The 24,473-nt window shown below is 60.3% G+C and carries 23 protein-coding genes and 1 pseudogene; 15 read left to right on the forward strand and 9 right to left on the reverse strand.

Features of this window, described 5'->3' with window-relative positions:
- Positions 1-143: 143 nt before the first annotated feature.
- On the reverse strand, positions 144-692 hold the full coding sequence (locus tag ACQKPS_RS20280; RefSeq protein WP_427605471.1) for a TetR/AcrR family transcriptional regulator: 549 nt from the start codon (positions 690-692) through the stop codon (positions 144-146).
- Positions 693-1,024: 332 nt separating this feature from the next.
- On the opposite strand from ACQKPS_RS20280, the gene ACQKPS_RS20285 reads away from it, so the two are divergent.
- The 6 genes from ACQKPS_RS20285 to ACQKPS_RS20310 all read left to right on the forward strand — a co-directional run bounded on the left by ACQKPS_RS20285 (position 1,025) and on the right by ACQKPS_RS20310 (position 6,335).
- Positions 1,025-1,819: an SDR family NAD(P)-dependent oxidoreductase gene (locus tag ACQKPS_RS20285; RefSeq protein WP_427605472.1), complete on the forward strand. Its 795-nt coding sequence runs from the start codon at positions 1,025-1,027 to the stop codon at positions 1,817-1,819.
- 25 nt (positions 1,820-1,844) lie between these two features.
- Entirely contained in the window at positions 1,845-2,609 is a 765-nt protein-coding gene (locus tag ACQKPS_RS20290; protein WP_427605473.1) for an SDR family oxidoreductase, read from the forward strand.
- A 38-nt stretch (positions 2,610-2,647) separates the two neighbouring features.
- On the forward strand, positions 2,648-3,166 hold the full coding sequence (locus tag ACQKPS_RS20295) for a carboxymuconolactone decarboxylase family protein (RefSeq protein WP_427605474.1): 519 nt from the start codon (positions 2,648-2,650) through the stop codon (positions 3,164-3,166).
- A gap of 181 nt (positions 3,167-3,347) precedes the next feature.
- Positions 3,348-4,355: a zinc-binding alcohol dehydrogenase family protein gene (locus tag ACQKPS_RS20300; RefSeq protein ID WP_427605475.1), complete on the forward strand. Its 1,008-nt coding sequence runs from the start codon at positions 3,348-3,350 to the stop codon at positions 4,353-4,355.
- An 81-nt stretch (positions 4,356-4,436) separates the two neighbouring features.
- Positions 4,437-5,534 (forward strand): L-dopachrome tautomerase-related protein, encoded by a 1,098-nt coding sequence (locus tag ACQKPS_RS20305; protein ID WP_427605494.1) that lies wholly within the window; start codon positions 4,437-4,439, stop codon positions 5,532-5,534.
- Positions 5,535-5,546: 12 nt separating this feature from the next.
- Positions 5,547-6,335, forward strand: coding sequence for a glycine betaine ABC transporter substrate-binding protein (locus tag ACQKPS_RS20310; RefSeq protein ID WP_427605476.1), 789 nt, complete (start codon positions 5,547-5,549; stop codon positions 6,333-6,335).
- 36 nt (positions 6,336-6,371) lie between these two features.
- On the opposite strand, the gene ACQKPS_RS20315 is transcribed toward ACQKPS_RS20310, so the two are convergent.
- Entirely contained in the window at positions 6,372-7,262 is an 891-nt protein-coding gene (locus tag ACQKPS_RS20315; RefSeq protein ID WP_090346847.1) for a LysR family transcriptional regulator, read from the reverse strand.
- Positions 7,263-7,740: 478 nt separating this feature from the next.
- Positions 7,741-8,676 carry a DMT family transporter gene (locus ACQKPS_RS20320; RefSeq protein WP_427605477.1) on the reverse strand — a complete coding sequence of 312 codons (936 nt, stop codon included), beginning with the start codon at positions 8,674-8,676 and terminating at the stop codon, positions 7,741-7,743.
- Between the two features lie 138 nt (positions 8,677-8,814).
- On the opposite strand from ACQKPS_RS20320, the gene ACQKPS_RS20325 reads away from it, so the two are divergent.
- Positions 8,815-9,318, forward strand: coding sequence for an Lrp/AsnC family transcriptional regulator (locus ACQKPS_RS20325; RefSeq protein ID WP_085601731.1), 504 nt, complete (start codon positions 8,815-8,817; stop codon positions 9,316-9,318).
- A gap of 287 nt (positions 9,319-9,605) precedes the next feature.
- On the opposite strand, the gene ACQKPS_RS20330 is transcribed toward ACQKPS_RS20325, so the two are convergent.
- On the reverse strand, positions 9,606-9,956 hold the full coding sequence (locus ACQKPS_RS20330) for a putative quinol monooxygenase (protein ID WP_427605478.1): 351 nt from the start codon (positions 9,954-9,956) through the stop codon (positions 9,606-9,608).
- A 400-nt stretch (positions 9,957-10,356) separates the two neighbouring features.
- Between ACQKPS_RS20330 and ACQKPS_RS20335 the strand changes: the two genes are divergently transcribed.
- Positions 10,357-10,617 carry a DUF2790 domain-containing protein gene (locus tag ACQKPS_RS20335; protein ID WP_254480317.1) on the forward strand — a complete coding sequence of 87 codons (261 nt, stop codon included), beginning with the start codon at positions 10,357-10,359 and terminating at the stop codon, positions 10,615-10,617.
- 50 nt (positions 10,618-10,667) lie between these two features.
- Here ACQKPS_RS20335 and ACQKPS_RS20340 read toward each other — a convergent pair whose 3' ends face one another.
- Positions 10,668-11,615: an AraC family transcriptional regulator gene (locus tag ACQKPS_RS20340; protein WP_427605479.1), complete on the reverse strand. Its 948-nt coding sequence runs from the start codon at positions 11,613-11,615 to the stop codon at positions 10,668-10,670.
- A 172-nt stretch (positions 11,616-11,787) separates the two neighbouring features.
- Here ACQKPS_RS20340 and rclC point away from each other — a divergent pair, with 172 nt between their 5' ends.
- Positions 11,788-12,387 carry a reactive chlorine resistance membrane protein RclC gene (rclC, locus tag ACQKPS_RS20345; RefSeq protein WP_427605480.1) on the forward strand — a complete coding sequence of 200 codons (600 nt, stop codon included), beginning with the start codon at positions 11,788-11,790 and terminating at the stop codon, positions 12,385-12,387.
- A gap of 65 nt (positions 12,388-12,452) precedes the next feature.
- Positions 12,453-12,620: pseudogene (locus ACQKPS_RS20350) on the forward strand (arsenate reductase ArsC); the annotation flags it as partial.
- Here ACQKPS_RS20350 and ACQKPS_RS20355 read toward each other — a convergent pair.
- The 3 genes from ACQKPS_RS20355 to ACQKPS_RS20365 all read right to left on the reverse strand — a co-directional run bounded on the left by ACQKPS_RS20355 (position 12,587) and on the right by ACQKPS_RS20365 (position 15,425).
- Complete coding sequence (locus ACQKPS_RS20355) at positions 12,587-13,432, reverse strand: sugar phosphate isomerase/epimerase family protein (protein ID WP_427605481.1); 846 nt, start codon at positions 13,430-13,432, stop codon at positions 12,587-12,589. The pseudogene ACQKPS_RS20350 and the gene ACQKPS_RS20355 sit on opposite strands and share 34 nt — an antisense overlap.
- Before the next feature lie 23 nt (positions 13,433-13,455).
- A complete protein-coding gene (locus tag ACQKPS_RS20360) occupies positions 13,456-14,508 on the reverse strand; it encodes a Gfo/Idh/MocA family protein (protein ID WP_427605482.1) in 1,053 nt (350 codons plus the stop codon).
- A gap of 140 nt (positions 14,509-14,648) precedes the next feature.
- The gene (locus tag ACQKPS_RS20365; RefSeq protein WP_427605483.1) at positions 14,649-15,425 is read right to left on the reverse strand and encodes an IclR family transcriptional regulator; all 777 of its coding nucleotides are present in this window, start codon (positions 15,423-15,425) and stop codon (positions 14,649-14,651) included.
- A gap of 186 nt (positions 15,426-15,611) precedes the next feature.
- Here ACQKPS_RS20365 and ACQKPS_RS20370 point away from each other — a divergent pair, with 186 nt between their 5' ends.
- The 3 genes from ACQKPS_RS20370 to ACQKPS_RS20380 all read left to right on the forward strand — a co-directional run bounded on the left by ACQKPS_RS20370 (position 15,612) and on the right by ACQKPS_RS20380 (position 18,137).
- Complete coding sequence (locus ACQKPS_RS20370; protein ID WP_427605484.1) at positions 15,612-17,324, forward strand: FAD-dependent oxidoreductase; 1,713 nt, start codon at positions 15,612-15,614, stop codon at positions 17,322-17,324.
- A 104-nt stretch (positions 17,325-17,428) separates the two neighbouring features.
- The gene (locus ACQKPS_RS20375; protein ID WP_225923498.1) at positions 17,429-17,815 is read left to right on the forward strand and encodes a YidH family protein; all 387 of its coding nucleotides are present in this window, start codon (positions 17,429-17,431) and stop codon (positions 17,813-17,815) included.
- The gene (locus ACQKPS_RS20380; protein WP_054883855.1) at positions 17,808-18,137 is read left to right on the forward strand and encodes a DUF202 domain-containing protein; all 330 of its coding nucleotides are present in this window, start codon (positions 17,808-17,810) and stop codon (positions 18,135-18,137) included. Before ACQKPS_RS20375 ends, ACQKPS_RS20380 begins: the two co-directional genes overlap by 8 nt.
- An 11-nt stretch (positions 18,138-18,148) precedes the next feature.
- Here ACQKPS_RS20380 and ACQKPS_RS20385 read toward each other — a convergent pair whose 3' ends face one another.
- A complete protein-coding gene (locus ACQKPS_RS20385) occupies positions 18,149-20,992 on the reverse strand; it encodes an HD domain-containing phosphohydrolase (RefSeq protein ID WP_427605485.1) in 2,844 nt (947 codons plus the stop codon).
- Positions 20,993-21,370: 378 nt separating this feature from the next.
- Here ACQKPS_RS20385 and nhaA point away from each other — a divergent pair, with 378 nt between their 5' ends.
- Positions 21,371-22,729: a Na+/H+ antiporter NhaA gene (nhaA, locus tag ACQKPS_RS20390; RefSeq protein ID WP_427605486.1), complete on the forward strand. Its 1,359-nt coding sequence runs from the start codon at positions 21,371-21,373 to the stop codon at positions 22,727-22,729.
- Positions 22,730-22,855: 126 nt separating this feature from the next.
- Positions 22,856-24,235: an 8-oxoguanine deaminase gene (locus ACQKPS_RS20395; protein ID WP_283723011.1), complete on the forward strand. Its 1,380-nt coding sequence runs from the start codon at positions 22,856-22,858 to the stop codon at positions 24,233-24,235.
- Positions 24,236-24,473 lie beyond the last annotated feature (238 nt).

Here is a 24,473-nt window from a genome sequence, read left to right on the forward strand (position 1 = left end):
GACGCTTGGGTTAAGACAGACCGTCGGACGGGTAAGTACCGTCTTGCTCTGCCCTGTTAAGAACCGATCGGTTCAATATAGGGCGACCCAAGCCTGGGCGCAAGAGAAAAAAACCATTCGGTTCAAAAAGTGTTGGGTGTTGCTCAGAGAGCCCGCAGCACTTCCATGAAATGGTTGACCGGATCGCCCGTTCCATCAGCAGGCAAGCAGCTTTCAACACACACACCAGAGAAAAACACCATGATGATGTCCGCAACAATCTCTGGAGCCAGTCGGGTCTTCTCAGCCCTTACGTTGTCAGCGATTTGCGGGAGCAAGCGACGATGACAATCCACGAGCAGTTGACGGACCTGGTCGGAAAGCACGGGAAACTCACGTAGCGCATTGACCGAAAAGCAGCCCATACACCCGTTATCTTGAGGGTCGCCAAGCCGAAGAAAACGCTCGATATTGGCCCATCCTTGCGGCTGAGCAGCCAGGATTTCTGGTGCTCCGCGGTTTGCGTAGTAATACGCCAAAGCGCTCAGAAACAGATCATCCTTATCCTTGAATTCTGAATACAGGCCTGACTTATTCACGCCCGTAGCCTGCTCAAGGTGATGAAGAGAGGTGCCGGAGTAGCCGTACTGCCAGAACACGGGCAGTGCCTTCTGCAGAACCGTCTCACGATTGAATTTTCGAGGGCGTCCCATTTTCGGTACCTAAACGATCGACATGATCCCAGTATCGAACCGTTCGGTTTGATAGGAAAGCGTTTTCTATTCGACTGGCCTCCAAGCAGGGCCGTCCACATTGAAGATTCGACCCTCTACCCCCCTCAATGCTCCGGTTCATGCTTTGAAGAGTCTTGGCATTTGCCCATTTAGTAGTCACACGCCGGTTATCGAGGACACCCGCTTGAGTATCCGATTCGATGCATGACCGTGCTCCGATTGCGATGTCCTAAAACATGACCATATGCGTCGTTTAAGACAAATCTGTTTTTTCGCATCATGGCTCCACACCCAAACAACGGAGCTAGACCATGACTCAGGAATACAAAGGCACCGCCCTGATCACAGGCGCATCCACCGGCATCGGGGCAATTTTCGCAGACCGCCTGGCTCAACGTGGCTATGACCTGGTACTCGTCGCCCGCAATCGTGATCGCCTGAACGCTCTTGCCAGCCGCATCACCAACGAGACTCAGCAGAGCGTTGAAGTCTTCCCCGCAGACCTGGCCAACGCAGCGGACCTGGCGCGAGTGGAACGCAAATTGCGCGAAGACGCCAGCATCAATCTGTTGGTTAACAACGCAGGCATCGGTACTCACACCCGTTTGCTGGACAGCGACGTGGAGCGAATGGCCGAGATGATTAGCCTCAACGTCACGGCACTGACTCGACTGACCTACGCCGCAGTTCCAGGCTTCATCGCTCGCCAACAGGGCGCAATCATCAATATCTCATCAATCGTCAGCCTGGCACCGGAAATTCTGAATGGCGTGTATGGCGGGAGCAAAGCCTACGTCACGGCCTTCACACAGTCGCTGCACAAAGAGCTGGCAGAACAGGGCATCAAGATTCAGGCGGTACTGCCAGGAGCTACGGCTACCGATTTCTGGGAGATCGGGGGGCTGCCCGTAGAGAACCTCGATCCCAACATCGTGATGTCAGCAAGCGACCTGGTGGATGGCGCCCTTCAAGACTTCGACAACGGTGTCCTGATCTCCATCCCTTCCATGCAGGACATACAGCATTTCGAGCTGTACGAAAGCAGCCGCAAGGCGCTCTTCGGACATCTCTCCAGCAACAAACTCGCTCCGCGTTACGACGTTTAATCAATCAATTGAAAGGATACAAATCATGAAAACTAGCGCAAACACCATCTTCATTACTGGCGGCACCTCGGGCATCGGCCGCGCTCTGGCCGAAGCGTTCCACCAGCGTGGAAACAAAGTCATCATCGCGGGCCGACGCCAATCGTTGCTGGATGAAATCGCCAGCGCCAATCCCGGCATCGACACCGTTCAGCTTGATATCAATGATCACCAGCAGATCAAGGACGTTGCACAAGAGGTTATCCGTCGGCATCCCACGCTGAACGTCATCATCAACAATGCCGGCATCATGCCTTTCGACAACCCAGGCTCTGGGGATTATGACGATGAGCAGGCTGTAGGGCTGCTGCAAACCAACCTGCTGGGCCCGGTGCGTGTTAGCGCAGCGTTTGTAGAGCATCTCAAGCGCCAACCCGATGCCTACATCATCAACAACAGCTCGGTACTGGCCTATCTGCCACTGGCCGCGACAGCCCTCTATTCGGCGACCAAAGCTGCGATTCACTCCTACTCGCTGTCGCAACGTTTTGCCCTGCGCGATACCAGCGTCAAGGTTCTGGAAATCGCACCGCCATGGGTAGACACCGATCTGATCCACAAAAGTGGTGATGAACGCGCCATGCCGCTGGACGAATTCATCCAGGAAACCCTGGAAAAACTGGAAACAGCGACAACCGAAGTTCTGGTTGACCGCGTCGTACCAGTACGCGCCAACCAAGGGCCAAACGAGCATGAACTGATCAACCAGTTCAACCAGGCTCTGGCCGAAAACCCTATCCCTGTCGCCTGAACATAAACGCATGGGACAACCTGGAAGGAAGCAAAATCATGACCCGAATTGCTGCTTTGACCCTTGACCAAGCTCCAGCCGCTGCGCGCACTGCCCTTCAGGGCATTGAAAAAGGCTTGGGGTTCATCCCTAACGCCTTCGCTACCTTGGCTCACTCTCCAGCAGCCTTGGGAGGATATCTCGCTCTGGCACAGGCGCTTAGCAAGAACAGCCTGACACCTGCCGAACGTGAAGTAGCGGCACTGGCGGCCTCGGAAGTTAACGGATGCGATTATTGCGTCGCGGCTCACAGCTTCTTCGGTGGGAAGACCGGACTGAACGCTGATGATTTGCTGGCGGCGCGCGCTGGCACGCTGAATGGAGTCGCTGCACTGGCTCGGGCTGTCACCCTCAGCCGCGGCCAAGTGAGTGACGAGCATCTCTCAACCGCACGGAAAGCAGGGTTGGACGATGCAAAAATCGTCGACGTCATCGCGCAAGTCTCGCTGCTGACCTTGACGAACTACCTGAACAACGTGGCGAAAACAGACATCGACTTCCCACCGAAAGCGATCTGACCCGACGCCTGACTTTGAGCGACGCGTGCGCTCCTTCCAAGGCGATCAGCCATTCCTCGAATGGCTGATCGCCTCAACCTTCAGCGAAACGGCGAAAGTCTTCCTCGGGTTAGCTAGTTTTTGTGGCTCACGAAGGGAGTTAGCCTGACATCACTCTCTGACCTGTAAAGGACAACCTCATATGAAAGCCGTAGTTTTCCAAGAAGCTGGTTTGCCAATCCAAAACGCTCGTTCCCTGTTCGAAACGGACCTGCCGAAGCCCACCCCAGGCGCTCGAGATCTGCTTATCGAAGTGAAGGCGATTGCGGTGAACCCGGTAGATACGAAGGTGCGAGCCCGCAGTACCAGCCAAGAGGTCCAGGTGCTGGGTTGGGATACCGTTGGTATCGTCCGTGAAGTGGGCAGCGACGTTTCATTGTTCAACGTTGGCGACGAAGTATTTTACGCCGGCGCTATTGATCGCCCTGGTAGCTACAGCGAATTTCACCTGGTGGATGAGCGCATCGTCGGCCAAAAACCACGTAGCCTGGACAATGCCAGTGCCGCAGCCTTGCCGCTGACTTCCATTACTGCCTGGGAGCTGTTGTTCGATCGACTGGGCGTTCAGGAGAACGGTGGTAAAGGGCGAAGCCTGCTGGTCATCGGCGCCGGTGGTGGGGTTGGCTCCATCCTGGTCCAGCTGGCCCGCAAACTTACCCAACTCACTGTCATCGGTACAGCGTCGCGGCCAGAGACTCAGTCTTGGGTACAGGAACTGGGCGCCCACCATGTGATTGATCACTCCGCCTCGATCCCGCTGCAGCTTGAAAACCTGAAACTCAACCCAGTCGACTACGTTATCAGCCTGACCCATACCGAAACCTACCTGCCCCAGATCGTTGAAGTGCTTCGCCCACAAGGCAAACTCGCGCTGATTGATGACCCAGCACAACTGGACGTCATGCCACTCAAGCGCAAATCGCTTTCGCTGCATTGGGAACTCATGTTCACGCGTTCTCTGTATCAAACCGCAGACATGATCAAACAGCATCAGTTGCTGAACAGAATTTCCGAGCTGGTCGATAACGGCGTCATCCAGACCACCATTGGGGAACACTTCGGCAAAATCAGCGCAGATAACCTCAAGCGCGCCCATGCGCTGATCGAGAGCGGCAAAGCCAAAGGCAAGATCGTTCTCGAAGGCTTCTAACCCGCTGATACGCTCAAGGACAAGCATATGAAAGCTTTCTTCCAAGCCACTGGCCTGGCTGTCGCGGTCTCGCTCAGTGCAATGGCCATGGCCGATACCGCCTCGGGCACAGGCACCAACCCCGAACGTGTTTTCGCTTTCAATGGCGCCATGCCTACAGGCGTGACCGTCACCGAAACGGGTCGGATCTTCATCAACTTCCCTCGTTGGGGAGATGACGTACCCTACACTGTGGCGGAGATCAGACAGGGCCATCTGGTTCCTTACCCGGACCTGAAAACGAATGTCGAAAACGCCAAGGATCCGGCCGCCGGGTTCATCAGCGTGCAGAGCGTCGTAGCTGACGGTCAAGGGCGTGTCTGGGTATTGGATACAGCCGCTCCCGGCTTCTCCGAGCCCAAGGCAGGTGGAGCCAAGCTGATCGCAATCGACTTGAACACCAACAAGATCGTGAAAACAGTTGTGTTCCCGCGTGAAGTGATTCTGCCAACAACCTATGTGAATGACGTACGTTTTGATTTTCGCGTAGGTAAAGAAGGTACCGCTTACGTCACCGATTCGTCGGTAAAAGGGCCAGGCGGAATCATCGTCCTGGACCTGGCCAGCGGTACGGCAACCCGTCGCCTTAGCGGGGCCAAATCAACTTCCGTAGACCCTGAGTTCCGACCTGTCATCGAAGGGAAACCAGCACTCATCACCCGCGACGCGCAGGGTAAATCAGGACTGCTGACCGTAGCCTCGGACGGCATCGCCCTGTCGAGCGATGGTAAGACGCTGTACTTCTGTCCGCTTTCGAGTCGACACCTGTATTCGGTTCCAACGGCTTTGTTGCGAGACCCCACTGTAAGCGAAGCCGAACTTGAACACGCTGTTGTAGATCTTGGTGAGAAAGGCGCTTCCGACGGTCTTGAGGCTGATGCTGACGGTGCAGTCTATGCGGGCGATTATGAGCACAACTCCATCCGCAAACGCCTTGCCGATGGCACTTGGCAAACCCTGGTCGAGGATTCGCGAGTCCTTTGGCCGGATACCTTGTCGATCGGCCCAGACGGGTATCTGTACTTCACTGCCAACCAGCTGCACCGCTCACCTGGCTTCAACGATGGCCAAGACAAACGGGTGAAGCCTTACAGCCTGATGCGCGTCAAGATCGACGCCAAGCCTGCGCAAACGCATTGATAAGGAAATGACATGCAAAAGCACATTCGCTTGGGCTACATCGACCTCAGCTTCCATGCCGCTAGCGCAGCGCTAGTGCAGCGCACGCTAGAGCGACATGGTTATCTGGTGAAGGTCAGCACAGCGCCTCATGAGGAAATGTTCCGGTTGTACAGCGAAGGACAGGTAGAGATGCTCGTATCAGCCTGGCTGCCAGCCAGCCACGGTGCCTACCTGGCAGCTTGCAAGAAACCGAGCACTTCCCTTGGAGTTCTTTACAACCCGTTCTGCATTTGGGGTGTGCCTGATTATGTACCGGAGGATCAGGTCGCTACGATTGCAGACCTGCTGAGGCCGGATGTTGCCCAGCGGATGAGCCGCCGCATCCAAGGCATAAACCCTGGTGCTGGTATCAGTCGCTTTTCCAAAGCCATGGTGACGCAATACGAGTTGGATGCTGAAGGCTACTTTTTTGCGCAAGGCACCGAGGCCGATTGCTTCAATCGTTATGAGCAATCCTATGCCGAGCGGGAATGGTTTGTCGTGCCGCTGTGGCATCCTCAATATCTGCACCATGCCTACAAAATCCGAGCCCTGGATGAACCGCTCGGGCTGTTGGGTGGTGAAGATCAAGCAACGCTCATTGCCGCCAGTGACGTTGTGCAAAAGATGCCGAAAGAACTGATTGAGGACCTGGTCTCGCTACAACCTGGCAATGCCGCGATCAGTGAGCTTGATTTTCTTATCCGTCACAAAAAGCTTTCAGCCTTGGACGCTGCAGACATTTGGCTCTCACGTCAGTCAGCACCGGCGCAAGCTTGAATCAATAGCGGGGCCCGGTGCCCCGCCACTGCCCGACTAGCTTTCGAAACGTTTTGCCAGAAAGGCTCTAAGCGATTGGATGGCCGGCGTGAGCGATGTGCGATGGGCACATACCAGCTGAAGCGGTGCCGGCTGCCCATAGCTTTCCGGGAATAGCTCAACCAGGCGGCCGCTACGAAGATCCTCAGCAACATCGAGCCTGGACTTGTAAACGATCCCCAATCCGGCGACAGCCCAGCGTCGAACAATATCGGCATCATCGCTGATCCGATCACCTGTCACCTGAACCGTCCGCACTCCCTGTGGGAAATTGAAGCTCCAACGCTCGTAGGTTTGCTCGCCCATCACATATCTCAGGCAATTATGCCCGCTCAACGCCTCAGGAGATTCCGGCATACCATGACGCGCGAGATACGCCGGCGAGGCGCAGACTGTTCTGCGGTTCATCGGTGCGAGTGCCAAGGACACCAGGCCCGAGTCACTCAACTGCCCATACCTGATACTAGCGTCCAGATGTTCCCCAACCAGATCGGCCACCTGATCACTCACCCGCAATTGCAGACGTACCATGGGGTGCGTTTGCTGAAACTCGTCAAGCCATGGAAGCAACACATTCCTGCCGATATCAGATGGCATCGACAAGCGAATAGTGCCAGCGATCTCGTCACGGCCCTGGGTCAACGCCACCTCGCCATTATCAAGTGCTTCCAAGGCTTGCCGCGCGTGCGGCAAGTAGCGCTCGCCATCATCGGATAATCTCAACCGACGCGTCGAGCGAACAAACAATCTCGCGCCCAGGTTGCTTTCCAGACGCTGAATGGCACCGCTCGCCAAGGCGGGCGAGATGTCGAGCAACCGCGCCGCGGCGGAGAAACTACCCGCAGCAGCCGACGATACGAAGACCTGCAGATCATCGATTCGTATGATTTTCTTCACTTTGACGAAATTCTTTACGTGGTGGCGAGGTTTTTCAGCGTAATGGGAAAAATGATCATTGCCCAGCCCTTCAAACAGGAACTTGCAATGAACTTCCCTAAACGACTTGCACTAACAGCTGTGATGGCAGGCTTTATCGGTGTCGACTGAACAAGCCTACTCGATCGACTTGCGCTGCCGGCAAGTACAATCTGCCCTGGTTGTCGAACGCGGGTGCATCGACCCAGTGCAGGCGAGTGTCCTTTGCAATGGTCTGAATGGTGCCGTCAGTGGCGATTCGCTTGACGCTATTCAGCTAAATCACTGAAGTAGAAATTGCCCAACCATGGCGCATCGAAGGTCGAGCGACCACTGAGCGTCTATCGCATAGACCCTAAGTAACCTCACTGCACCCGTTTCAGAGCTAATGCGTTACGCATTGCGAACTCTGAAACGGGTTTATCGAAAAGCCTTCGCCAAACGTTATGGTTCAGGTCCGGCGGGAGCGCGAAGCTAATGCAGAGACCACGACCCCCAAAACCACAAGGCCGAGCCCGGCAAGGAACATGGTGGAAACGGTCGCACCAAAAGCCAAGCAAGAGAACACTGTTCCAATCAGGGGTACCCCAAGGGTGAAATTTGACATGCCAAACGTCGAAATTCGCCGTCCGTACTCCGCAGAAATCACAAAGCACGCCGATGTCGCAATCGGACCGATGAAGAACAATTCCTCAGCGAGTTTCCTATCCAGGACAAGGGATGTCGGTGAGCCTTCGCTGACATAGGCTGCAATCGCCAATGGTATGGTAGCCAAGAGCATCTGCCACGGGGCAAGCGCCAGAGGCGGGGTCACCCACCGATGACGTTTCACATGAAGGATGACAATCGCCCAGCTGACCGCTGCAAGAAGCAGGAATATTGCCCCCAACACGGTTTCCTGATTTGTCCATTCGAGCTCTCCTGGGGAGCACACAGCCGCGATCCCTGACATCCCTATGACAAGCCCTGCAATCTGCAACCTGGAGGGCATTTCACGGAACATGACCCAGGCGACAACCACACACCACAGTGGCGTTGTGTATGCCAAGAGCACAGCGCGGCTAGTGTCGACATGAACCATCGCCACCATACCCAGACCTGTGAAAGCCATCATCTGCAACAAACCCACGCTTGCGATGATTGGCACATCCTCTCTAACGGGGAGCTTGAGCTGTCCTCTCGCAAACAGATAGGCAAAAAGACAGACCGCGGCACTGGCGAAACGAATGGTAGCCAGCCAGAGCGCAGGCACGTCATGCAATGCAAGCTTGGTAACCGGCCAGCTACTTCCCCACAGGAGCACCATGACACCAAGCCAAACGTAAGTCGAAGATATCCCGAAATTTTTGGAGCGGGTCTTAAACACTTGCTGAGTTGAAGCGCGCATGGTGCCACCTCGTTGCAATCTAGTTACGTAGCACCATGATATTTTTGGGCAAGCGAAAAAACGTACCTATCTCTTCCTCAGAAGTAGAAATACCGGTACATTTCATTGGAAAGCTCTCATGAAGAGGAAAAATTTACCATGAGCCGCTCGAAGCTCGATGACGCTAGCCTGCGCATCCTTGATGCACTCCAAGAAAATGCGGAGTTAAGCAATGCAGAACTCGCTGAAATGGTAGGGCTTTCAACATCGCCGTGCTGGCGACGTGTCTCAGAGATGAAGGAAAGTGGGGTCTTACGAGGGGCCGTAACGCTAGTTGATCCTGCAGCGCTCGGTCTTGCAATAAACGTATTCGTACACGTGTCGCTCAAACTTCAGGACAAACAGTCTCTAGAAGTATTTACGAACGCAATCAGGGAGCGCCCAGAGGTGATGGAGTGCTATTTGATGAGCGGCGAGGCGGATTTTATGCTGAGGGTGGTAAGCGAAGACCTGACAAAGTATCAGGCACTACTGCTTGACTGTTTGACCACGATACCCGTTGTGGCAAGCATCAAGTCGAGTTTCGCACTAAGCCAGGTTAAATATACGACTGCACTGCCCACGAATCATTTGAGAGGGCGCGCTTCAGCGGGCAACAACTAACGCTCATCCTTTCTTTCATTCCTCAACTGCGGAGTGAAAGGTAGTTTCTGATTGGCGGAGCTTGCTCGCGCCGCCTGCTCACCAAGCCTAGCCAAGACACTTCCTGCAAACCATTAACGGGGCAGAAGGTAACTCTAGGTAGGCTCACTGCGACGGCTGCCGATTTCGGCACGATAGAGAACCCTTGGCCCAGTGTCACCAGAGCCAATACCGCGACTAAGCTCCCGTGCTGGGGCCCAAGCCTTGGCCGAGGAAGCTCTACCATAGGATATTCGCATGTATAAAGCTCATGGCAAACCGTTTCCAAGCCAGAAGTCTGGGTTTACAACAGACTCCACCTGTACAGCAGAAGCAGCTGGAGCCAAGCGGAAAACCTGTACACTCGCTTTGCCGTCGATAGCCGCGCTTAAAGTTTTAAACGCCTCACCGAGTGTATGTTGAGTCAGCGCATCATCATTTTGCCAAAGCTCAAGCATGGTCCAGTGGCCTTGAGTGTCCATGTTTTCAAAAAGACGATAATGAAGACACCCGCGCTCTGACTGCGTCGCTTCGACAGCTATTAGCAGGGCGCTGTGAACCTCTGCTACTGATGATGGATCTGCGGTGATATGCGCTACAACGGTAATCGTACTGGTCATGGCGAGCACTCAGTGTGTTGATGCCCTAGCTTGATCACTTCCACTGGTACGTGAAACCCAAAGGGTAATGAAACAGTTTCAACAAATTGACGAAAGTCCCGGGAACCCTTCTGGCGCGGGCGAGCGCACAGCCGCCATGCCTGCGTTAGTTTTTGCTAACGAGCACAACAATGCGATTCTCGGCCATCAGTCTTGCCATGGGTGCCGCGTTGATCGTTGGCATCTACCTACACCAGCCGCTGCCAAAAGCGGTGTGACATAGCTGAGATGATTGGACAAGAATCTGAGCCGAAAGCGAAAGAGCTCGTGCAGCTTCGCCAATAGCATGGTCATCAAGGGAGTCGAATAGATCCCGCCACCAAACGAGCGACACGCCGCTCAATGCAGATTGGAGATGATCATGAAAACATTCATTGTTGCACTCGCTTTAGTGACCCCGGCCGCTTTCGCGGTGGCACAAGACAACAATCCGGACGCAGACGCTCACCAGTACCGCTACGGTGATGTGATTGACGTGGATAAAGTAATCTCGCAAGACGTTGTGATTCAGTCCGAAACTTCACAGGGGCTGGAAACGGTGAAGCTGGTGTACCGTGATCACGCGGGGATAGAGCACGACGTTTACTACAAACGCGTCGCTGAAACTCATCAAGACAGCTGACATACGCTTTCGTGACTGGCCCGTCGCAATGCGCCGGGCCCACCGCGAAGTCAATCCGCATCCTTAGCCAGCCTAGCCTCCACTTCACCCAGCTTTCGCTCTCGCCGATATTGTCCAGGGGTCTGCCCCAGAACATCCTTGAAGACTTTGCTGAATGACGCCTGCGTTTGGTACCCCACCTCCAAAGCGATATCGCTCAAACCAGAGTCCGTCTTCGCCAGCAGCAAGCATGCGATTTCCATTCTGATTCGAACCAGTAAGGTTCCCGGCGGGCAACCTGCCATGCGCGTAAAGGCTCTCATGAAGCTGGCTCGCGACATGTTGGCCATTTCTGCCATGCGCTCAACGGTCCAGGCATCTGAGGGATCCTCTAACAACGCATGCCATACCTTGGAAAGACGGCGGTCGGCCAGAAGACCAATGCTACTTTCAACAGGTGGGCTGGTATCCAGCCATGACCGCAGAACCATCGTGAACAGAGCGGTAGTCAGCGCATCGACTATGGACCGAGCACCCTGATGGTTGGCTTCGGCTTCGCTACGAATCAGCCCCAACATTGCAGAGAGCGCGGAAGCGGACTGTGACGAACTCAAGCTGACATGGATGTACTCAGGCAGCGCTTCGAAAAGTGATGAGCCTGGCTGGTAGATAAACCTGCCGCATAGCAAATCCAAAGGCTCGCCTTCGCCTGTTAACCGATGCAAAGGTAAGAGCCCCTCGCGAACGACTACAGGACGATTTGGCTGATCGACACCCGAATCACTCTGAAGCAAGTGATCGGTGCCGCGTGGGAGCAACAGGATGTCGCCTGCGTTGAGCTCAATAAGGCTGTGGCCAGGCAAGCGCAGTTGGCAGCGGCCTGAGAGGACGATGTGGTAACGCGCAGTACCGAGCTCATCCGGCTGATGGTCAATCGACCAACGCCCGGCAAAATGGCAACGTAGGTCCATGCTGCCGCGCACATCAGCAAGCGTGATGAGTTTGTCTAGCGTCGTCATGGTCATCTCTCAGAAGGCTATCCGGGCGCAATTTAAACCAACCCAAGGGAAAGCGCAGTCGCCAGAGGCGATGATTTGAGACGATTGGCAAAAAGGCGGAGCGTATCCGGCAAAAGCGCGAAGCGGAATCTTCTTAGGATGGACTCATCTTGAAACCACAAGGAGTCACACCATGAGTCCCTATCAACTGCTGGTCACCGCAAGCCGCCTGGATAAGATTGGCATCCATCTCGTACGCTTCGGCGTGGCCATTGTTTTCCTGTGGATTGGCGCGTTGAAATTTGTGCCTTACGAGGCTGACAGCATTACTCCATTTGTAGCGAACAGCCCGTTCTTCTCGTTTCTCTACGCACACCCAGAGGCCTATCGCGAGCACTTCACTCACGAAGGTCAGCTCGATCTGGCGCAGCGTGCTTGGCAAGTTGCAAACCATACCTATGCGTTCTCCAATGGACTGGGGGTGGTCGAGATCAGCATAGGTTTGTTGGTATTGGCTTACCTTATCTCACCGAAGCTGGGGCTCGCGGGAGCTGTGCTCGCTTTCCTCACACCCATCGTGACGCTGTCGTTCCTGATCACAACGCCTGAAGCGTGGGTAGCGAATCTAGGAGATCCTCAATTCGGCTTCCCGTACCTTTCTGGAGCTGGACGCCTGGTCTTGAAGGATGTGTTGATGCTGGCAGGAAGCGTGTTGATGATTGCTGACTCTGCTAAGCAGCTAATAAAGGACACCAGCCTGATCAATCTGGAGAATAAGAAAGTGAGTGGCTAGGTAGCCCTCGCAGCCCCGAGTCAGCGCTACGCGTGGTCGAGGAAAAAGGTATCCATGGGTCGATCGCGGTCACCAGCGACTGGGGGCTTGAGGATCCGTCCGATGTCGTAGGTGACGAAGCGTCTATCGACGCTACATTCCACGCCACGCTGGCCCGCATCGAAGCACGCTGCCAGGCCTTCTTTGCACTGCCTTTCGCTCACCTCGACCGTTCCAGCGAACACAACGCGTGAACGCGGGCCAGCACAGCCTTGGCCCTGTCCAACGCCATACGCGCCCGCTGCTCACCACTGATGCCCTGCTCCAGCAACTGCCGGGTGGGGATCTCCAGGCTCAATGGCAGCGTCGCCGGCAAGCCACGCAACAGCCCGATCAGGTCGGCGTCGCCCTCCCCTGGGAAGCGCCGTTCATTGCGCGCCTGGCGCAGGATCTCGTCCATCTCGGCCGGCACCGGGCCGGCGACGTCGCACAACTGGGCATAACGCATGCGTTGCGCCGGTAGCGTCGCCAAATCGTCCAGCGAGGAACGCGAGCGGTTGAAGTGGAAGGCATCGACCAGCACGCAGCCATTGGCCCGCTCGGCATTGGCCACGACGCGCATGGCCTGGCGCAGGTCGCGCACGTCGGTCCAGGGCATGAACTCCAGGTGCGGGTAGATTCCATACCCGGCAGCCAGATCGCAGAGTTCGGCAAAGCGTGCGGTGAGGCGTGCTTCATCCGGATCGTTGCCGGCCACCAGCAACTCGGTACCGCCCAGTTCGGCGCCGACCGCCAGGATCGGTTCGAAATCGGCCACGCACGTGTCCGCCTTGAGGCGGAGGATTTCCAGGTCGAGCACCTTGATGCCGGTGTCGCGCAGGCGCGCCAGGGTCTGCCGGCGCAGGGTGGCATCAGCCACCAGCGGGAAATGCTGTTCCTGCTCGGTGGCCGGTACCAGGCGCAGGCCGACGTGGCTGTAACCGGCGCGGGCGGCGGCTTCCACCATGTCTGGCGGCGACAGCTCGAGCACCGTCAGGGCGGCGAGGGAAAAGATTCGGTCGGTCATGTCATTCACCAAAGGTCGGGAAATCAGGCGATCAGTTCGGGCGAACAGGCCCGGCCCGTTTCGGCGGCCTGGCGGATCGCTTCGATCAGGGCCAGGGTACGGCCAGCGTCGGCTGCATCGATCAACGGCGCTTCAGTGCCCTGGACGACGCGGATGAAGTGTTGCAGTTGCAAGGTCAACGCCTCGCCTGCGGGGATGGCCTCCTCGCTCTGCAGCAACGGTGTGTGCCAGCCGGAGCCGGCCTCAGCGTAGTGCCAGCGCTTGAGCTGCGGGATGCTCAGCGCTCCATGGGTGCCGGCCAGCAGGTAGCAGGGCTGACCGTCCTGGCGCGGGTAGATCGGGCTCTCGCCGGAATCCAGCTCCCAGCTCCACGGCGCGGCGACCGCGTCGGAGCCGGTCAGGCTACCCAGTGCACCGTTGGCGAACTGCAACAGCACCGCCGCGCTGTCTTCGTTGGCGAAGCCGCGCACGTCGTTGCGGGTGAATGCCTGCACCTGCACCACTTCGCCGCACAGGTGGCGCAGCAGGTCGATGTCGTGAATCAGGTTGGTGAGCAGAAAGCCCGCCCCCGGCTCGCGGCGCCAAGGCGTCTCGAAGTAGCTGTCGGGCTTCTGCAGCTGCCACAACGCGGTGACGTTGATCAGCCGGCCCAGTTTGCCATCGGCGATGACCTGACGGGCTTTGGCGATCAGCGGGTTATGCCGCCGGTGATGGCCGACCAGCACCGGCACGCCACGACGGCGCGAGGCCTCGACCAACGCACGCACTTCATCCAGGTGCACGCCCACTGGTTTTTCCAGCAGCACCGGTACGCCAGCCTCGACGCAATCCAGGGCGGTGGCGACATGCAGGTTGTTGGGGTTGGCGACGATCACCGCATCGGGCCGGGCCTGGTCGAGCATCTGCCGGTGATCGGCGAAGCAGGCTACCCCGCATTCTGCGGCAAACGTCTCGGTCTGTGGGCCAGGGTCTGCCACGGCACACAGCTGGGCTTGCGCCAGCCTGCGCAGATGCTGGTAATGCTGGCGGCCCATGATGCCGGCACCAATCAGGGCGATGCGTAGGGGTGCGTTCAACGTGCTGTCCTCTTGTCATTATTGTGCTAAAGATTGTGAAACCAAGTTCCAGAATCGACATATGCACAATGTAGAACCAAGTTCAGCTTTCCAGAACGACCTCTCACATAGAGTGTGCGATTACCGACCAGAAACGCATCTCAGGCGAACAGTTCGCTCGCCCGGCTGGCCGCTGACAGCTCTTTTGCCGCGGCCAGCAACAACGGCGCCAATTCTGCCAAGCGGGTGTGCGCCAGGCGGGCGCTGGGGCCGGCAATGCTGAGCACGCCTATGACCTCGTCGCTTTGCGGGCGTCGCACTACGGCGGCAAGGGCCGATGTGCCGATGGCCGAGGTCTGCTCCACCCAGGCATAGCCGCGCTCGCGGGCGCGGTGCAGGTAGGCCAGCAGGTCATCGGTGGAGCGCGGCGCGTTGGGGCCGAACTGGACGGGGTCGGCAATGCCTTGGCGCAACACCATCTGCAACGCTTCTTCATCCGTCAGGCTGGCCAGCCAGGCATGCCCGGAGGCGGTGTAGAACAGGGGCGCGTCACGCCCCATGTCCGGGTCGTAGCGCAGACCGGAACGGGCACCTTGAGACTTGGCGATCCAGGTCTGGCGATGGCCTTCGATCACCCCCAGGCGCACCAGCTCGCCGCTGTCCTGGGCCAGGCGATCGAGAATGGGCTGAATGATGTCCGCACCGCTGCTGGACAGGTAGCGAAAGCCCATCGCCACCAGCTTGGCGGACAATTGATAGCGGCTGTTGTCGCGGTTCTGGCGCACGTAGCCCAGGCGCACCAGTTCGGTAAGCATGCGGTGGGCCGCGCTCTTGGGGATGCCCAGGCGCTCGGCCAGGGTTTGCAGCGGCAAGCCGTGGGGCTCGCCGGTGAGGCTTTCTACAAGATTGAAGGCGCGTTCGATCTGACTACCAGCCATGACACGTATTCCTGAAAATTTGCCCGATTCTAGAAGATGATTCCATGCCGTCGAAAGCCAGCGCAGCCTGTCCGCATTGAAGTGTCCGGTTATCGACCATTAATTGGCGCTCGCCCTTGCGGTGCAGCCGGGCCTGCAAGGTACATTGTGGAACCATGTTCCAATAATAATCCAGGAGATACCGCAATGCCCGCCGAACCCTTCCCAAGCGACTGCGACGTACTGGTCATAGGCTCCGGCGCGGCCGGCCTGGCAGCGGCAGTCACGGCCGCCTGGCACGGGCAGAAGGTCATCCTGGTGGAAAAAGACGCCGTGCTCGGCGGTGCCACCGCCTGGTCCGGTGGCTGGGCCTGGGTGCCGCGCAACCCGCTGGCCCGGCGCGCCGGGATCATCGAGGACATCGAGCAGCCGCGCACCTACCTGCGCCACGAACTGGGCAGCCACTACGACGCCGAGCGCGTCGACGCCTTCCTCGAAGCCTGCCCGCACATGGTCGCCTTCTTCGAACAGCACACAGCCCTGCAGTTCGCCGACGGCAATGGCATCCCCGACATGCACGGCGACACGCCCGGCGCCGCGCTCGGTGGCCACCAGGTGATTGCCGCGCCTTATGATGCCCGCCAGCTGGGCGCGCTGCTGCCGCGCCTGCGCAAGACCCTGCGTGAAACCTCGTTCATGGGCATGCCGATCATGGCCGGCGCCGACCTTGCCGCCTTCCTCAACATGACCCGCTCGCCACGCGCCTTGCTGCATGTGTGCAAACGCTTCGCCCGCCACCTCTACCACCTGGCCCGCCATGGCCGGGCGATGCACCTGGTCAACGGGGTGGCGCTGGTGGCACGACTGGCAAAGTCGGCGGACGACTTGGGCGTGCGCATGATCGAGTCGACCGCAGCCCAGGGCCTGCTGATGGAGGACGGCAAGGTTATGGGGGCTTTGCTTGCCACGGCGCAAGGCGAGCGGGCGATCCGCGCCAAGGCCGTGGTACTGGCTGCAGGCGGCTTCCCCAACGATACGGCCAGGCGCCGGCAGCTGTTCCCGCGCGATGCCAGCGGCCACGACAACCTCGCCCTGCCGCCGCAGTCCTGCTCTGGCGATGGCCTGCGCCTGGGCGAGTCGGCCGGTGGCGTGGTGGCCACCGACCTCAAGTCACCGGTAGCCTGGGCGCCGGTGTCGAAAGTGCCGCACCGCGACGGCAGTGTCGGCCACTTCCCGCACATCATCGAACGCGGCAAGCCGGGCATCATCGGTGTGCTCGCCAACGGCAAGCGCTTCGTCAACGAGGCACACGGCTATTACGACTATGTATCGGCCATGGTTGCCGCCGTGCCGCAGGGCCAGGAGGTCTGCTCATGGCTGGTCTGCGACCACCGCTTCCTGCGCCGCTACGGCCTCGGCCATGCGCGTCCGGCGCCCCTTCCAGTAGGGCCGCACCTGCGCAGCGGCTACCTGAAACGCGGCACCACCCTGGCGCAACTGGCCCAGGTTTGCGGCATCGACCCCGCGGGGCTGGCCACCACCGTCGCCGAATTCAACCGGCATGCGCGCCAAGGCCAGGACCCGGCCTTCGGCCGTGGCTCGACGCCGTTCAACCGCAAACAGGGTGACCCGTTGCACAAGGGGCCGAACCCCTGCGTGGCGCCCATCGAGCATGGGCCGTTCTACGCGGTGAAGGTACAGCCTGGCTGCTTCGGTACCTTCGCCGGCCTGCGCACCGACGGCCACGCCCGCGTGCTCAACGACGCCGGCCAGCCAATCAGCGGCCTGTACGCGGCCGGGACCGACATGGCCAGCGTGTTCGGCGGCTGGTACCCGTCTGGCGGCATCAACCTCGGGCCGGCGCTGACCTTCGGCTATGTCGCCGCGCGGCATATCAGCGGCGTCACGGCATACGAATGACGGCAGCGGTTGGCAAACCATGGACATTGGCGGGGTTTGCCACTCACACTTGGCCAGCGCCAAAAAGAGTGCCCACCGACCTTACCCGAGGAGGACGACTGCCTTTGAACAAGAATACCGAGCACTCACGCGGCTGGCTGGCCAGCAAACTGCTTGCCGATGGCCAGGAGCCGGACCCGCGCTTCACCCTGGCCAACGAGCGCACCTTCCTGGCCTGGATCAGGACCGCCTTGGCGCTGTTGGCCAGCGGCATCGCCGTGGACATGTTCACCGCCGAAATCTTCAGCGCCGGCACCCGCCGCCTGCTGGCAGTGGCGTTGATCAGCCTGGCCCTGCTGCTGAGCTTGCCGGCCTTCGTCCGCTGGCTCAATGTGGAGCGGGCGATGCGCCAGAAGCGCCCGCTGCCATTCCCGCTGATCGCCCCGGCGCTGTCGATTGGTGTGTCACTGGTGATGGCGTTCTTTGCCTACGCGGTGTTCTTCCATGCCTGACCCACAACTGGCCAACGTCGATGAGGGGTTGCAGCCAGAGCGCACGCTGCTGGCGTGGCGCCGGACCATCCTGGCGATGGTCGTGTGCAGTTGTTTCTTCCTGCGCTGGGTGCCGCACCATCGCTGGCTGGCGGTGGCACCGGCGGTGCTTTGCCTGCTGGCGGCCGGCGCCGCCTGGCTGCGCTTGCGGCGCAGTTACCTGCGCAATGTCACTGGCCTGCAGGCCGAGACCATTGCCTCTGGCATCACCGTGAACCTGTTGCTGGCGGTATGCGTTACCGCCCTGTGCGCCGTCGAGCTGGCCGCGATCCTGGCCTGGTGAGTCAGCGTACCCTAGAACTGCGCCAGCCAGTACGTCACATCCACCTCGTCGATCTGGTCCTCACGCAGGAAGCGCGCGGCATATTCGTTATGCACACCGCTGCTCAAGAACAGCCGTAGCAACTGCCCATCGATGTGGTTGTCGCGGGCCATGGCAACCAGGATCTTCACCGACTCCGACAGGCTCTTCGCCGCCTTGTACGGCCTGTCCGCCGCCGTCAGCGCCTCGAAGATATCGGCAATGGCCATCACCCGCTCGGCAATGCTCAGGTCATCCTTGCGCAGCCGCCGCGGGTAGCCGCCGCCATCCATCTTCTCGTGGTGGTTGCCGGCGATATCCGGTACCCGCCGCAGCTGGCGGGGGAACGGCAGCGCGGTCAGCATGACGATGGTCTGCACGATATGTTCGTTGATCTTGAAGCGTTCTTCATCATTGAGCGTGCCACGGCGGATCGACAGGTTGTACAGCTCGCCGTGGTTGCTGGCATTGGCCGGCAGGCGCATGTCGAAGCCCCAGACATTGCGCGGGTCGTCCTTGGCCACTGGCGGCTTGCGCCAGCCCCAAGGCACTTGGTGGTCAGGCCGATCGGCCAGCAGCGACTCAGCCACCGGCAACGGCGCGGGCGGGGCACCTGCATGGCGCTGCGCCTCCTCGTGGGAAATGCCCAGACGGTTATCGAAATGCCGCAGCCAGCGGCGCTGGCCGATACGCTGCAGGCGCTCGACGTCCTCATCCTGCATGAATTCGCCGCCGATATTGGCCTTGGCGACGAAGGCGAAGTCGTCCTGCAGTGCAGTGCGATTCTGCTCCAGTGTTCGCTGCAGTATCGTTTTGTCCTCGCCCGCCGCCAGGCCTTGCCAATAGGCCAGTTCGGCGTCGCGCCAGAGCACCTCGAAGCGCGTGCGGACTTCATGGATGCGGTTGTACAGGGTCTCCAGCTTGGTTGCCTTGTCCACCACGTATTCAGGGCTGGTGACCTTGCCGCAATCGTGCAGCCAGGCGGCAATGCGGAATTCGTAGCGCTCGGCCTCGCTCATGCTGAAGTCGGCGTAGGGGCCACTGTCGGCCTGCACGGCCTTGTCCAGCAGCATCTGCGCCAACTCTGGCACCCGCTCGCAATGGCCACCGGTATAGGGGCTCTTGGCATCGATGGCGTCGGCCAGCAGCTTGATCATCGCGTCCAGCAGGCGTTTCTGGGCTTCGACCAGCTGGCGGGTCTCGATGGCCACGGCAGCGGCACCGGACAGCTCTTCGACGAAGCGGCGGAACGGCGCGCCGACTTCAGCGGGCGTTTGCTGCAATTCAAGCACAAGGATGCCTAGCAGCTCATGACCACGGTCCTTGAGCACCAGCGCCAGGCTGCGCCCGCCCAGCCCCAGGGCCTGGGTCACCGTCGCGGCCAGGTCACGGTGCTCGGCTTCGCCAACCGCAAGCGCCTCAGGGTAGTCACTGCCCCGGCAAGCGGCCGCCAGGCGCAGGTGGGCGTGCTCTTGATCGAACAGGTACACCGCGCCCGCACGGACACCGGCGGCGTCTACCAGATGGCTCAACACCCCGTCGAGCATGCGTTCCAGCTGGCTCTCCCGGCTAAGCGTCAGGGTGATGGCCTGGAAGCTGCGGATGGTGCCGGACATGCGGCTGAGCACCCGGCTCAGCTCCTTCACCTCGGACACCTGCGATGCCACCCCCACTGCGCGGCTGAAATCGAAATCGGCCAGGCCGCGCACCTGTTCGGCCAGCTGATGTAGCGGGCGCCCGATGCGCTGGCCAAGCCAGCCACCCAGCAGCATCAACACGGCCATCAGCATGGCCGTCCACAGCATCTGGCGGAACAGCACCTTGCGTGCGCCTGCCAGCAACTCCTGCGCCGGCACCGCAATCAGCACCTGCAGGTCCTGCCCGGCCAGGTTGGTCAACTGCACACGCATGCCGTACCACGTGGCGCCGTCCACCTCGTACACCTCGGGTCGAGTGCCTTGGGGCAAACGGTTGTAGACCTGCTGCAAGCTGGGGATGCCCAGTTCGGCCACCCGCGACAGGCGCACCGCTTCGCCGTCATGCACGATGACCCGCTGCAGGTCCGGATAGGCGACCACGCTGCCTTGGTCATCGATCACGGCGATCTCGGTGCCGGGCGTCATGCGCAGGTCGCGGGCCTCGTTGGCCAGGTCATCGACCGAGACATCCATGCCGATGACCGACGCGCCATCGACGCTGCGCTGGGCCATGGTCATGCCGATTTCGCGGGTGGTGAAGAACACGTAGGGCCGGGTCAGCACCGTGCTGGCCTGCGCCGAGGCGTCGGCAAACCACGGGCGCGTGCGCGGATCGTAGTGATAGTCCGGCATGGCCTGGCGTTTGAGCAGGGTCAGCGCCGGGTCATAAAAGCGCCACTCGCCCACCCTCGCCCCACCCTCGCCCAGGCTGACACTCTGCACCAGGAAGCGGGTACCGGTCGGCGCGGCAAAGCGTTCAAGCAGCTGCGGGTCGCGCAAGCGGCGCACCAGCATGAATTCGCCATTGGGGTAGCCGACATAGGCGGCGCTGAGCATCTTGTTGGCCTTGAGGCTCTCGACCAGTTGCGGCAGCCGCTCCAGGCGCTGGTCCTGGTTGACGGCAACCGGGTTGAAGGCCAGCAGGCGGATGCTGCTCTGCACCGGATCGACCAGGCGTCGGGCACGTTCGTCGATGGTCTTGCCAACCTGCTGCGCGGCATCGCCGGCAGCGGCCACCAGGGCCTGGCTGGTACCGTGATAGCCTTGCCAGGCCAGGCCGGCGCCGAGCAGCAGCATACCCAGCATGATGGCCATCGCTACCAACAGTTGCAGGGGAATACCCCGCCCGGCGTTGCTCATGGCTGGTTGCTCCACGAACGCCCGATGCACACCCTGTTCGCCCACAGGCGACCTGCCGAACCGGCAGCACAACCCAGCAATACGCAGACCATCCGCGGCATTCCTTGTGTAGCGACTTCAACAGTGTAATCAGTCGAGACGAACATGCCGGGCGGAAGTGGCGTGTGGCAGCTAGGCATGCCCGATAGCGGCACAGCGCAATTATCGACTTCAATGCAGAACGACCATGACCGCCCGGCGTCGAAGACTGCTCAGGTGGAAAACCTTGGCCTGCACGCCCCTACCCGCTAAAATCCCCCGCGGGTGCTAGCTGCAAGGTGCAGTGACGCAGGTTAAAGAACAGTGCAGGTCGGGCCGCCTGCAGGGGTTCTTGTGCCTATGCAAAAAACCAAATTGACCCGCGCCCAGCGTCTGGCCCAGCGGGCCTTCGCCAATTTCGAGCGTTTCCTGCACATCGAAGCGGTCAGCGGTATCGTCCTGCTGATCACCGCCGTCGCGGCCCTGATCTGGGCCAACTCCCCGGCCGCTGCCAGCTACGACGCCCTTTGGCACACGCCGATCAGCTTCGGGATCGGGTCGCTGAACTTCTCGCAGTCGCTGCACTTCTGGATCAACGATGGCCTGATGACCATCTTCTTCCTGGTGGTGGGCATGGAGATCCGCCGCGAAATCCACGAAGGCGCGCTGTCCAGCCTGCGCCAGGCCACCTTGCCGATGGCCGCTGCGGTGGGTGGCGTCGCCGTCCCCGCGCTGATCTACCTGGCCTTCGGCCATGCGCCGGCCGAGCAGCAAGGCTGGGCCGTGCCGACCGCTACCGACATCGCCTTCGCGGTCGGCGTGCTGGCCTTGCTGGGCAAGTCGATCCCGTCCAACATCCGCGTATTCCTGCTGGCGCTGGCGATCATCGATGACATCATTGCCGTGCTGATCATCGCCATTTTCTACTCCGGTGGCCTCGACTACAGCGGTTTCGGCGTGGCTGCCATCGGCCTGCTGCTGGTGGTCGGGCTGCAGAAGATCGGCGTCGGCTCGGCCTGGGCCTATGTCATCCCTGGCGCCATCACCTGGGTCGGCATGTTGATGACCGGTGCCCACCCGACCCTGGCCGGCGTGATTCTCGGCCTGATGACGCCGGTTGCCGCCATGCCGTTGGGCGAGCGCCCGCTGGATGCGATCTCGCGCTTCACCAACGACCTGCTCGGCCGCGCCAAGGCCCCCGAGCAGGACACCGGCGACCTCAGCGCCCCGCTCAAGCGCCTGCGTCTGGCCCAGCGTGAACTGGTACCACCTGTGACCCGTGTGGGCGGCGCCCTTCACCCTTGGGTGGCGTACGCGATCATGCCGCTGTTCGCCCTGGCCAACGCCGGTGTCGGCCTGTCGGGCATCGACCTGTCCGCCGAGGCGCCGCACTGGGTGATGATGGCGGTGGCCGTGGCGCTGGTGGCCGGCAAGCCGCTGGGCATCATCAGCGTCAGCTGGCTGATGGTGCGCCTGGGCTGGTGCAGTCTGCCGGCCCAGGTCAACTGGCGCGGTATCACCCTCATCGGCCTGCTGGCTGGCATTGGCTTCACCATGTCGATCTTCATTGCCAACCTGGCCTACAGCGACCCGGCCTCGCTGGGTGCAGCCAAGCTTGGCGTGCTGTCGGGCTCGGTGATCGCAGCCGTGCTGGGCCTTGCCTGGGGCGTCACGGGCTTGCGCAAAGGCGCCGGCAAGGCACCTGTGCAAGCGAGCTGAAGGGTGACCGGGGCCTGTTGGCCCCGGCATTTTCCTGTATACAAAAAACTCGAACTTTGCTTACATGCGTGTCTGTGCGCCTACGACAGCGGCAATCGTCGCTGCGTATTGTGCCAGGCACGAGCCATGCAAGCTTCTCAGCAACACACCCCCAAGACCCTGCTGGTCAAGAACGCCGCACTGCTGGTCACCATGGACGGCGAACGCCGCGAAATCAGAGGTGGCGGCCTTTACATCGAAGACAACCTGATCAAGCAGGTCGGCCCCAGCGATACGCTGCCACAGCACGCCGACGTGATCCTCGACATGGCCGGCAAGGTGGTCATCCCGGGCCTGGTCAACACCCACCATCACATGTACCAGAGCCTCACCCGGGTAGTGCCGGCGGCCCAGGACGGTGAGCTGTTCAACTGGCTGACCAACCTGTACCCGATCTGGGCACGGCTGACCCCGGAAATGATCTCGGTCTCGACCCAGACGGCCATGGCCGAGCTGATCCTGTCGGGTTGCACCACCTCCAGCGACCACCTGTACATCTACCCCAACGGCTGCAAGCTCGACGACAGCATCCACGCTGCCGGCGAGATCGGCATGCGCTTTCATGCTGCCCGCGGCAGCATGAGCGTGGGCCGCAGCCAGGGGGGCCTGCCGCCTGACTCGGTGGTGGAGAAGGAAAGCGACATCCTCAAGGAGTCGCAGCGCCTGATCGAGGACTACCACGATGCCAGTCACGGTTCGATGCTGCGCGTGGTGGTGGCGCCCTGCTCGCCATTCTCGGTCAGCCGTGACCTGATGCGCGAAGCCGCGGTACTGGCGCGCAACTACGGCGTATCGCTGCACACCCACCTGGCCGAGAACGTCAACGACATCGCCTACAGCCGTGAGAAGTTCGGCATGACCCCGGCCGAATATGCCGAAGACCTCGGCTGGGTCGGCCATGACGTGTGGCACGCCCACTGCGTGCAGCTTGACCAGCATGGCATCGAGCTGTTCGCTCGCACGGGCACCGGTGTCGCCCACTGCCCGTGCTCGAACATGCGCCTGGCGTCGGGCATCGCGCCGATCCGCAAGATGCGCGACCACGGTGTGCCGGTGGGCCTGGGCGTCGATGGCTCGGCCTCCAACGACGGTGCCAGCATGATCGGCGAAGTGCGCCAGGCGCTGCTGCTGCAGCGCGTAGGCTTTGGGCCTGACGCGATGACCGCCCGCGAAGCCCTGGAAATCGCCACCCTGGGCGGCGCCAAGGTGCTTAACCGCAACGACATTGGCGCCCTGGCGCCGGGCATGATCGCCGACTTCGTCGCCTTCGACCTGGGTCATGTGGCTTATGCCGGTGCCCTGCACGACCCGCTGGCGGCCCTGGTGTTCTGCACCCCGACCCATGTCGACACCAGCGTGATCAATGGCCGCGTGGTGGTGCAGGATGGCCGCATCACCACCATCGACCTGCCGCGTGTGCTGGAACGCCACAACCAGCTGGCCTACCAGCTCGTCAGCGGCGACTGATACCCGGCAAGTGCTTTGCTCTGCTTTTGCTCTGCTTTTGCTTCTAAGCGCGCGGTAGTTCAGCAAACGCCGAATGCGACTTCAGGAGGCCGAGCGCAGGTCTTGCGGAGGGAGATGACGGGACAGGCCCAGCAAAAACCCCCGCTCCCATCATCCGGCCCCTACGCTACGCTCCGGGGTCCCCTCACTCCGGCGCCTTCCGGGCCCGCGCGGCCTACGACTTGCTGCGCAAGTCTAC

Origin of the sequence: Pseudomonas sp. NPDC086566, assembly GCF_050280885.1 — a bacterium.
Taxonomy (GTDB): Bacteria; Pseudomonadota; Gammaproteobacteria; order Pseudomonadales; family Pseudomonadaceae; genus Aquipseudomonas; species Aquipseudomonas vlassakiae.

Excerpts from the sequence above, each read along its gene's own strand:
- ACQKPS_RS20280 (WP_427605471.1), bottom strand. The coding sequence starts at position 692 with ATGGGACGCCCTCGAAAATTCAATCGTGAGACGGTTCTGCAGAAGGCA.
- ACQKPS_RS20285 (WP_427605472.1), top strand. The coding sequence starts at position 1,025 with ATGACTCAGGAATACAAAGGCACCGCCCTGATCACAGGCGCATCCACC.
- ACQKPS_RS20290 (WP_427605473.1), top strand. The coding sequence starts at position 1,845 with ATGAAAACTAGCGCAAACACCATCTTCATTACTGGCGGCACCTCGGGC.
- ACQKPS_RS20295 (WP_427605474.1), top strand. The coding sequence starts at position 2,648 with ATGACCCGAATTGCTGCTTTGACCCTTGACCAAGCTCCAGCCGCTGCG.
- ACQKPS_RS20300 (WP_427605475.1), top strand. The coding sequence starts at position 3,348 with ATGAAAGCCGTAGTTTTCCAAGAAGCTGGTTTGCCAATCCAAAACGCT.
- ACQKPS_RS20305 (WP_427605494.1), top strand. The coding sequence starts at position 4,437 with ATGGCCATGGCCGATACCGCCTCGGGCACAGGCACCAACCCCGAACGT.
- ACQKPS_RS20310 (WP_427605476.1), top strand. The coding sequence starts at position 5,547 with ATGCAAAAGCACATTCGCTTGGGCTACATCGACCTCAGCTTCCATGCC.
- ACQKPS_RS20320 (WP_427605477.1), bottom strand. The coding sequence starts at position 8,676 with ATGCGCGCTTCAACTCAGCAAGTGTTTAAGACCCGCTCCAAAAATTTC.
- ACQKPS_RS20325 (WP_085601731.1), top strand. The coding sequence starts at position 8,815 with ATGAGCCGCTCGAAGCTCGATGACGCTAGCCTGCGCATCCTTGATGCA.
- ACQKPS_RS20330 (WP_427605478.1), bottom strand. The coding sequence starts at position 9,956 with ATGACCAGTACGATTACCGTTGTAGCGCATATCACCGCAGATCCATCA.
- ACQKPS_RS20335 (WP_254480317.1), top strand. The coding sequence starts at position 10,357 with ATGAAAACATTCATTGTTGCACTCGCTTTAGTGACCCCGGCCGCTTTC.
- ACQKPS_RS20340 (WP_427605479.1), bottom strand. The coding sequence starts at position 11,615 with ATGACGACGCTAGACAAACTCATCACGCTTGCTGATGTGCGCGGCAGC.
- rclC (WP_427605480.1), top strand. The coding sequence starts at position 11,788 with ATGAGTCCCTATCAACTGCTGGTCACCGCAAGCCGCCTGGATAAGATT.
- ACQKPS_RS20355 (WP_427605481.1), bottom strand. The coding sequence starts at position 13,432 with ATGACCGACCGAATCTTTTCCCTCGCCGCCCTGACGGTGCTCGAGCTG.
- ACQKPS_RS20365 (WP_427605483.1), bottom strand. The coding sequence starts at position 15,425 with ATGGCTGGTAGTCAGATCGAACGCGCCTTCAATCTTGTAGAAAGCCTC.
- ACQKPS_RS20370 (WP_427605484.1), top strand. The coding sequence starts at position 15,612 with ATGCCCGCCGAACCCTTCCCAAGCGACTGCGACGTACTGGTCATAGGC.
- ACQKPS_RS20380 (WP_054883855.1), top strand. The coding sequence starts at position 17,808 with ATGCCTGACCCACAACTGGCCAACGTCGATGAGGGGTTGCAGCCAGAG.
- ACQKPS_RS20385 (WP_427605485.1), bottom strand. The coding sequence starts at position 20,992 with ATGAGCAACGCCGGGCGGGGTATTCCCCTGCAACTGTTGGTAGCGATG.
- nhaA (WP_427605486.1), top strand. The coding sequence starts at position 21,371 with ATGCAAAAAACCAAATTGACCCGCGCCCAGCGTCTGGCCCAGCGGGCC.
- ACQKPS_RS20395 (WP_283723011.1), top strand. The coding sequence starts at position 22,856 with ATGCAAGCTTCTCAGCAACACACCCCCAAGACCCTGCTGGTCAAGAAC.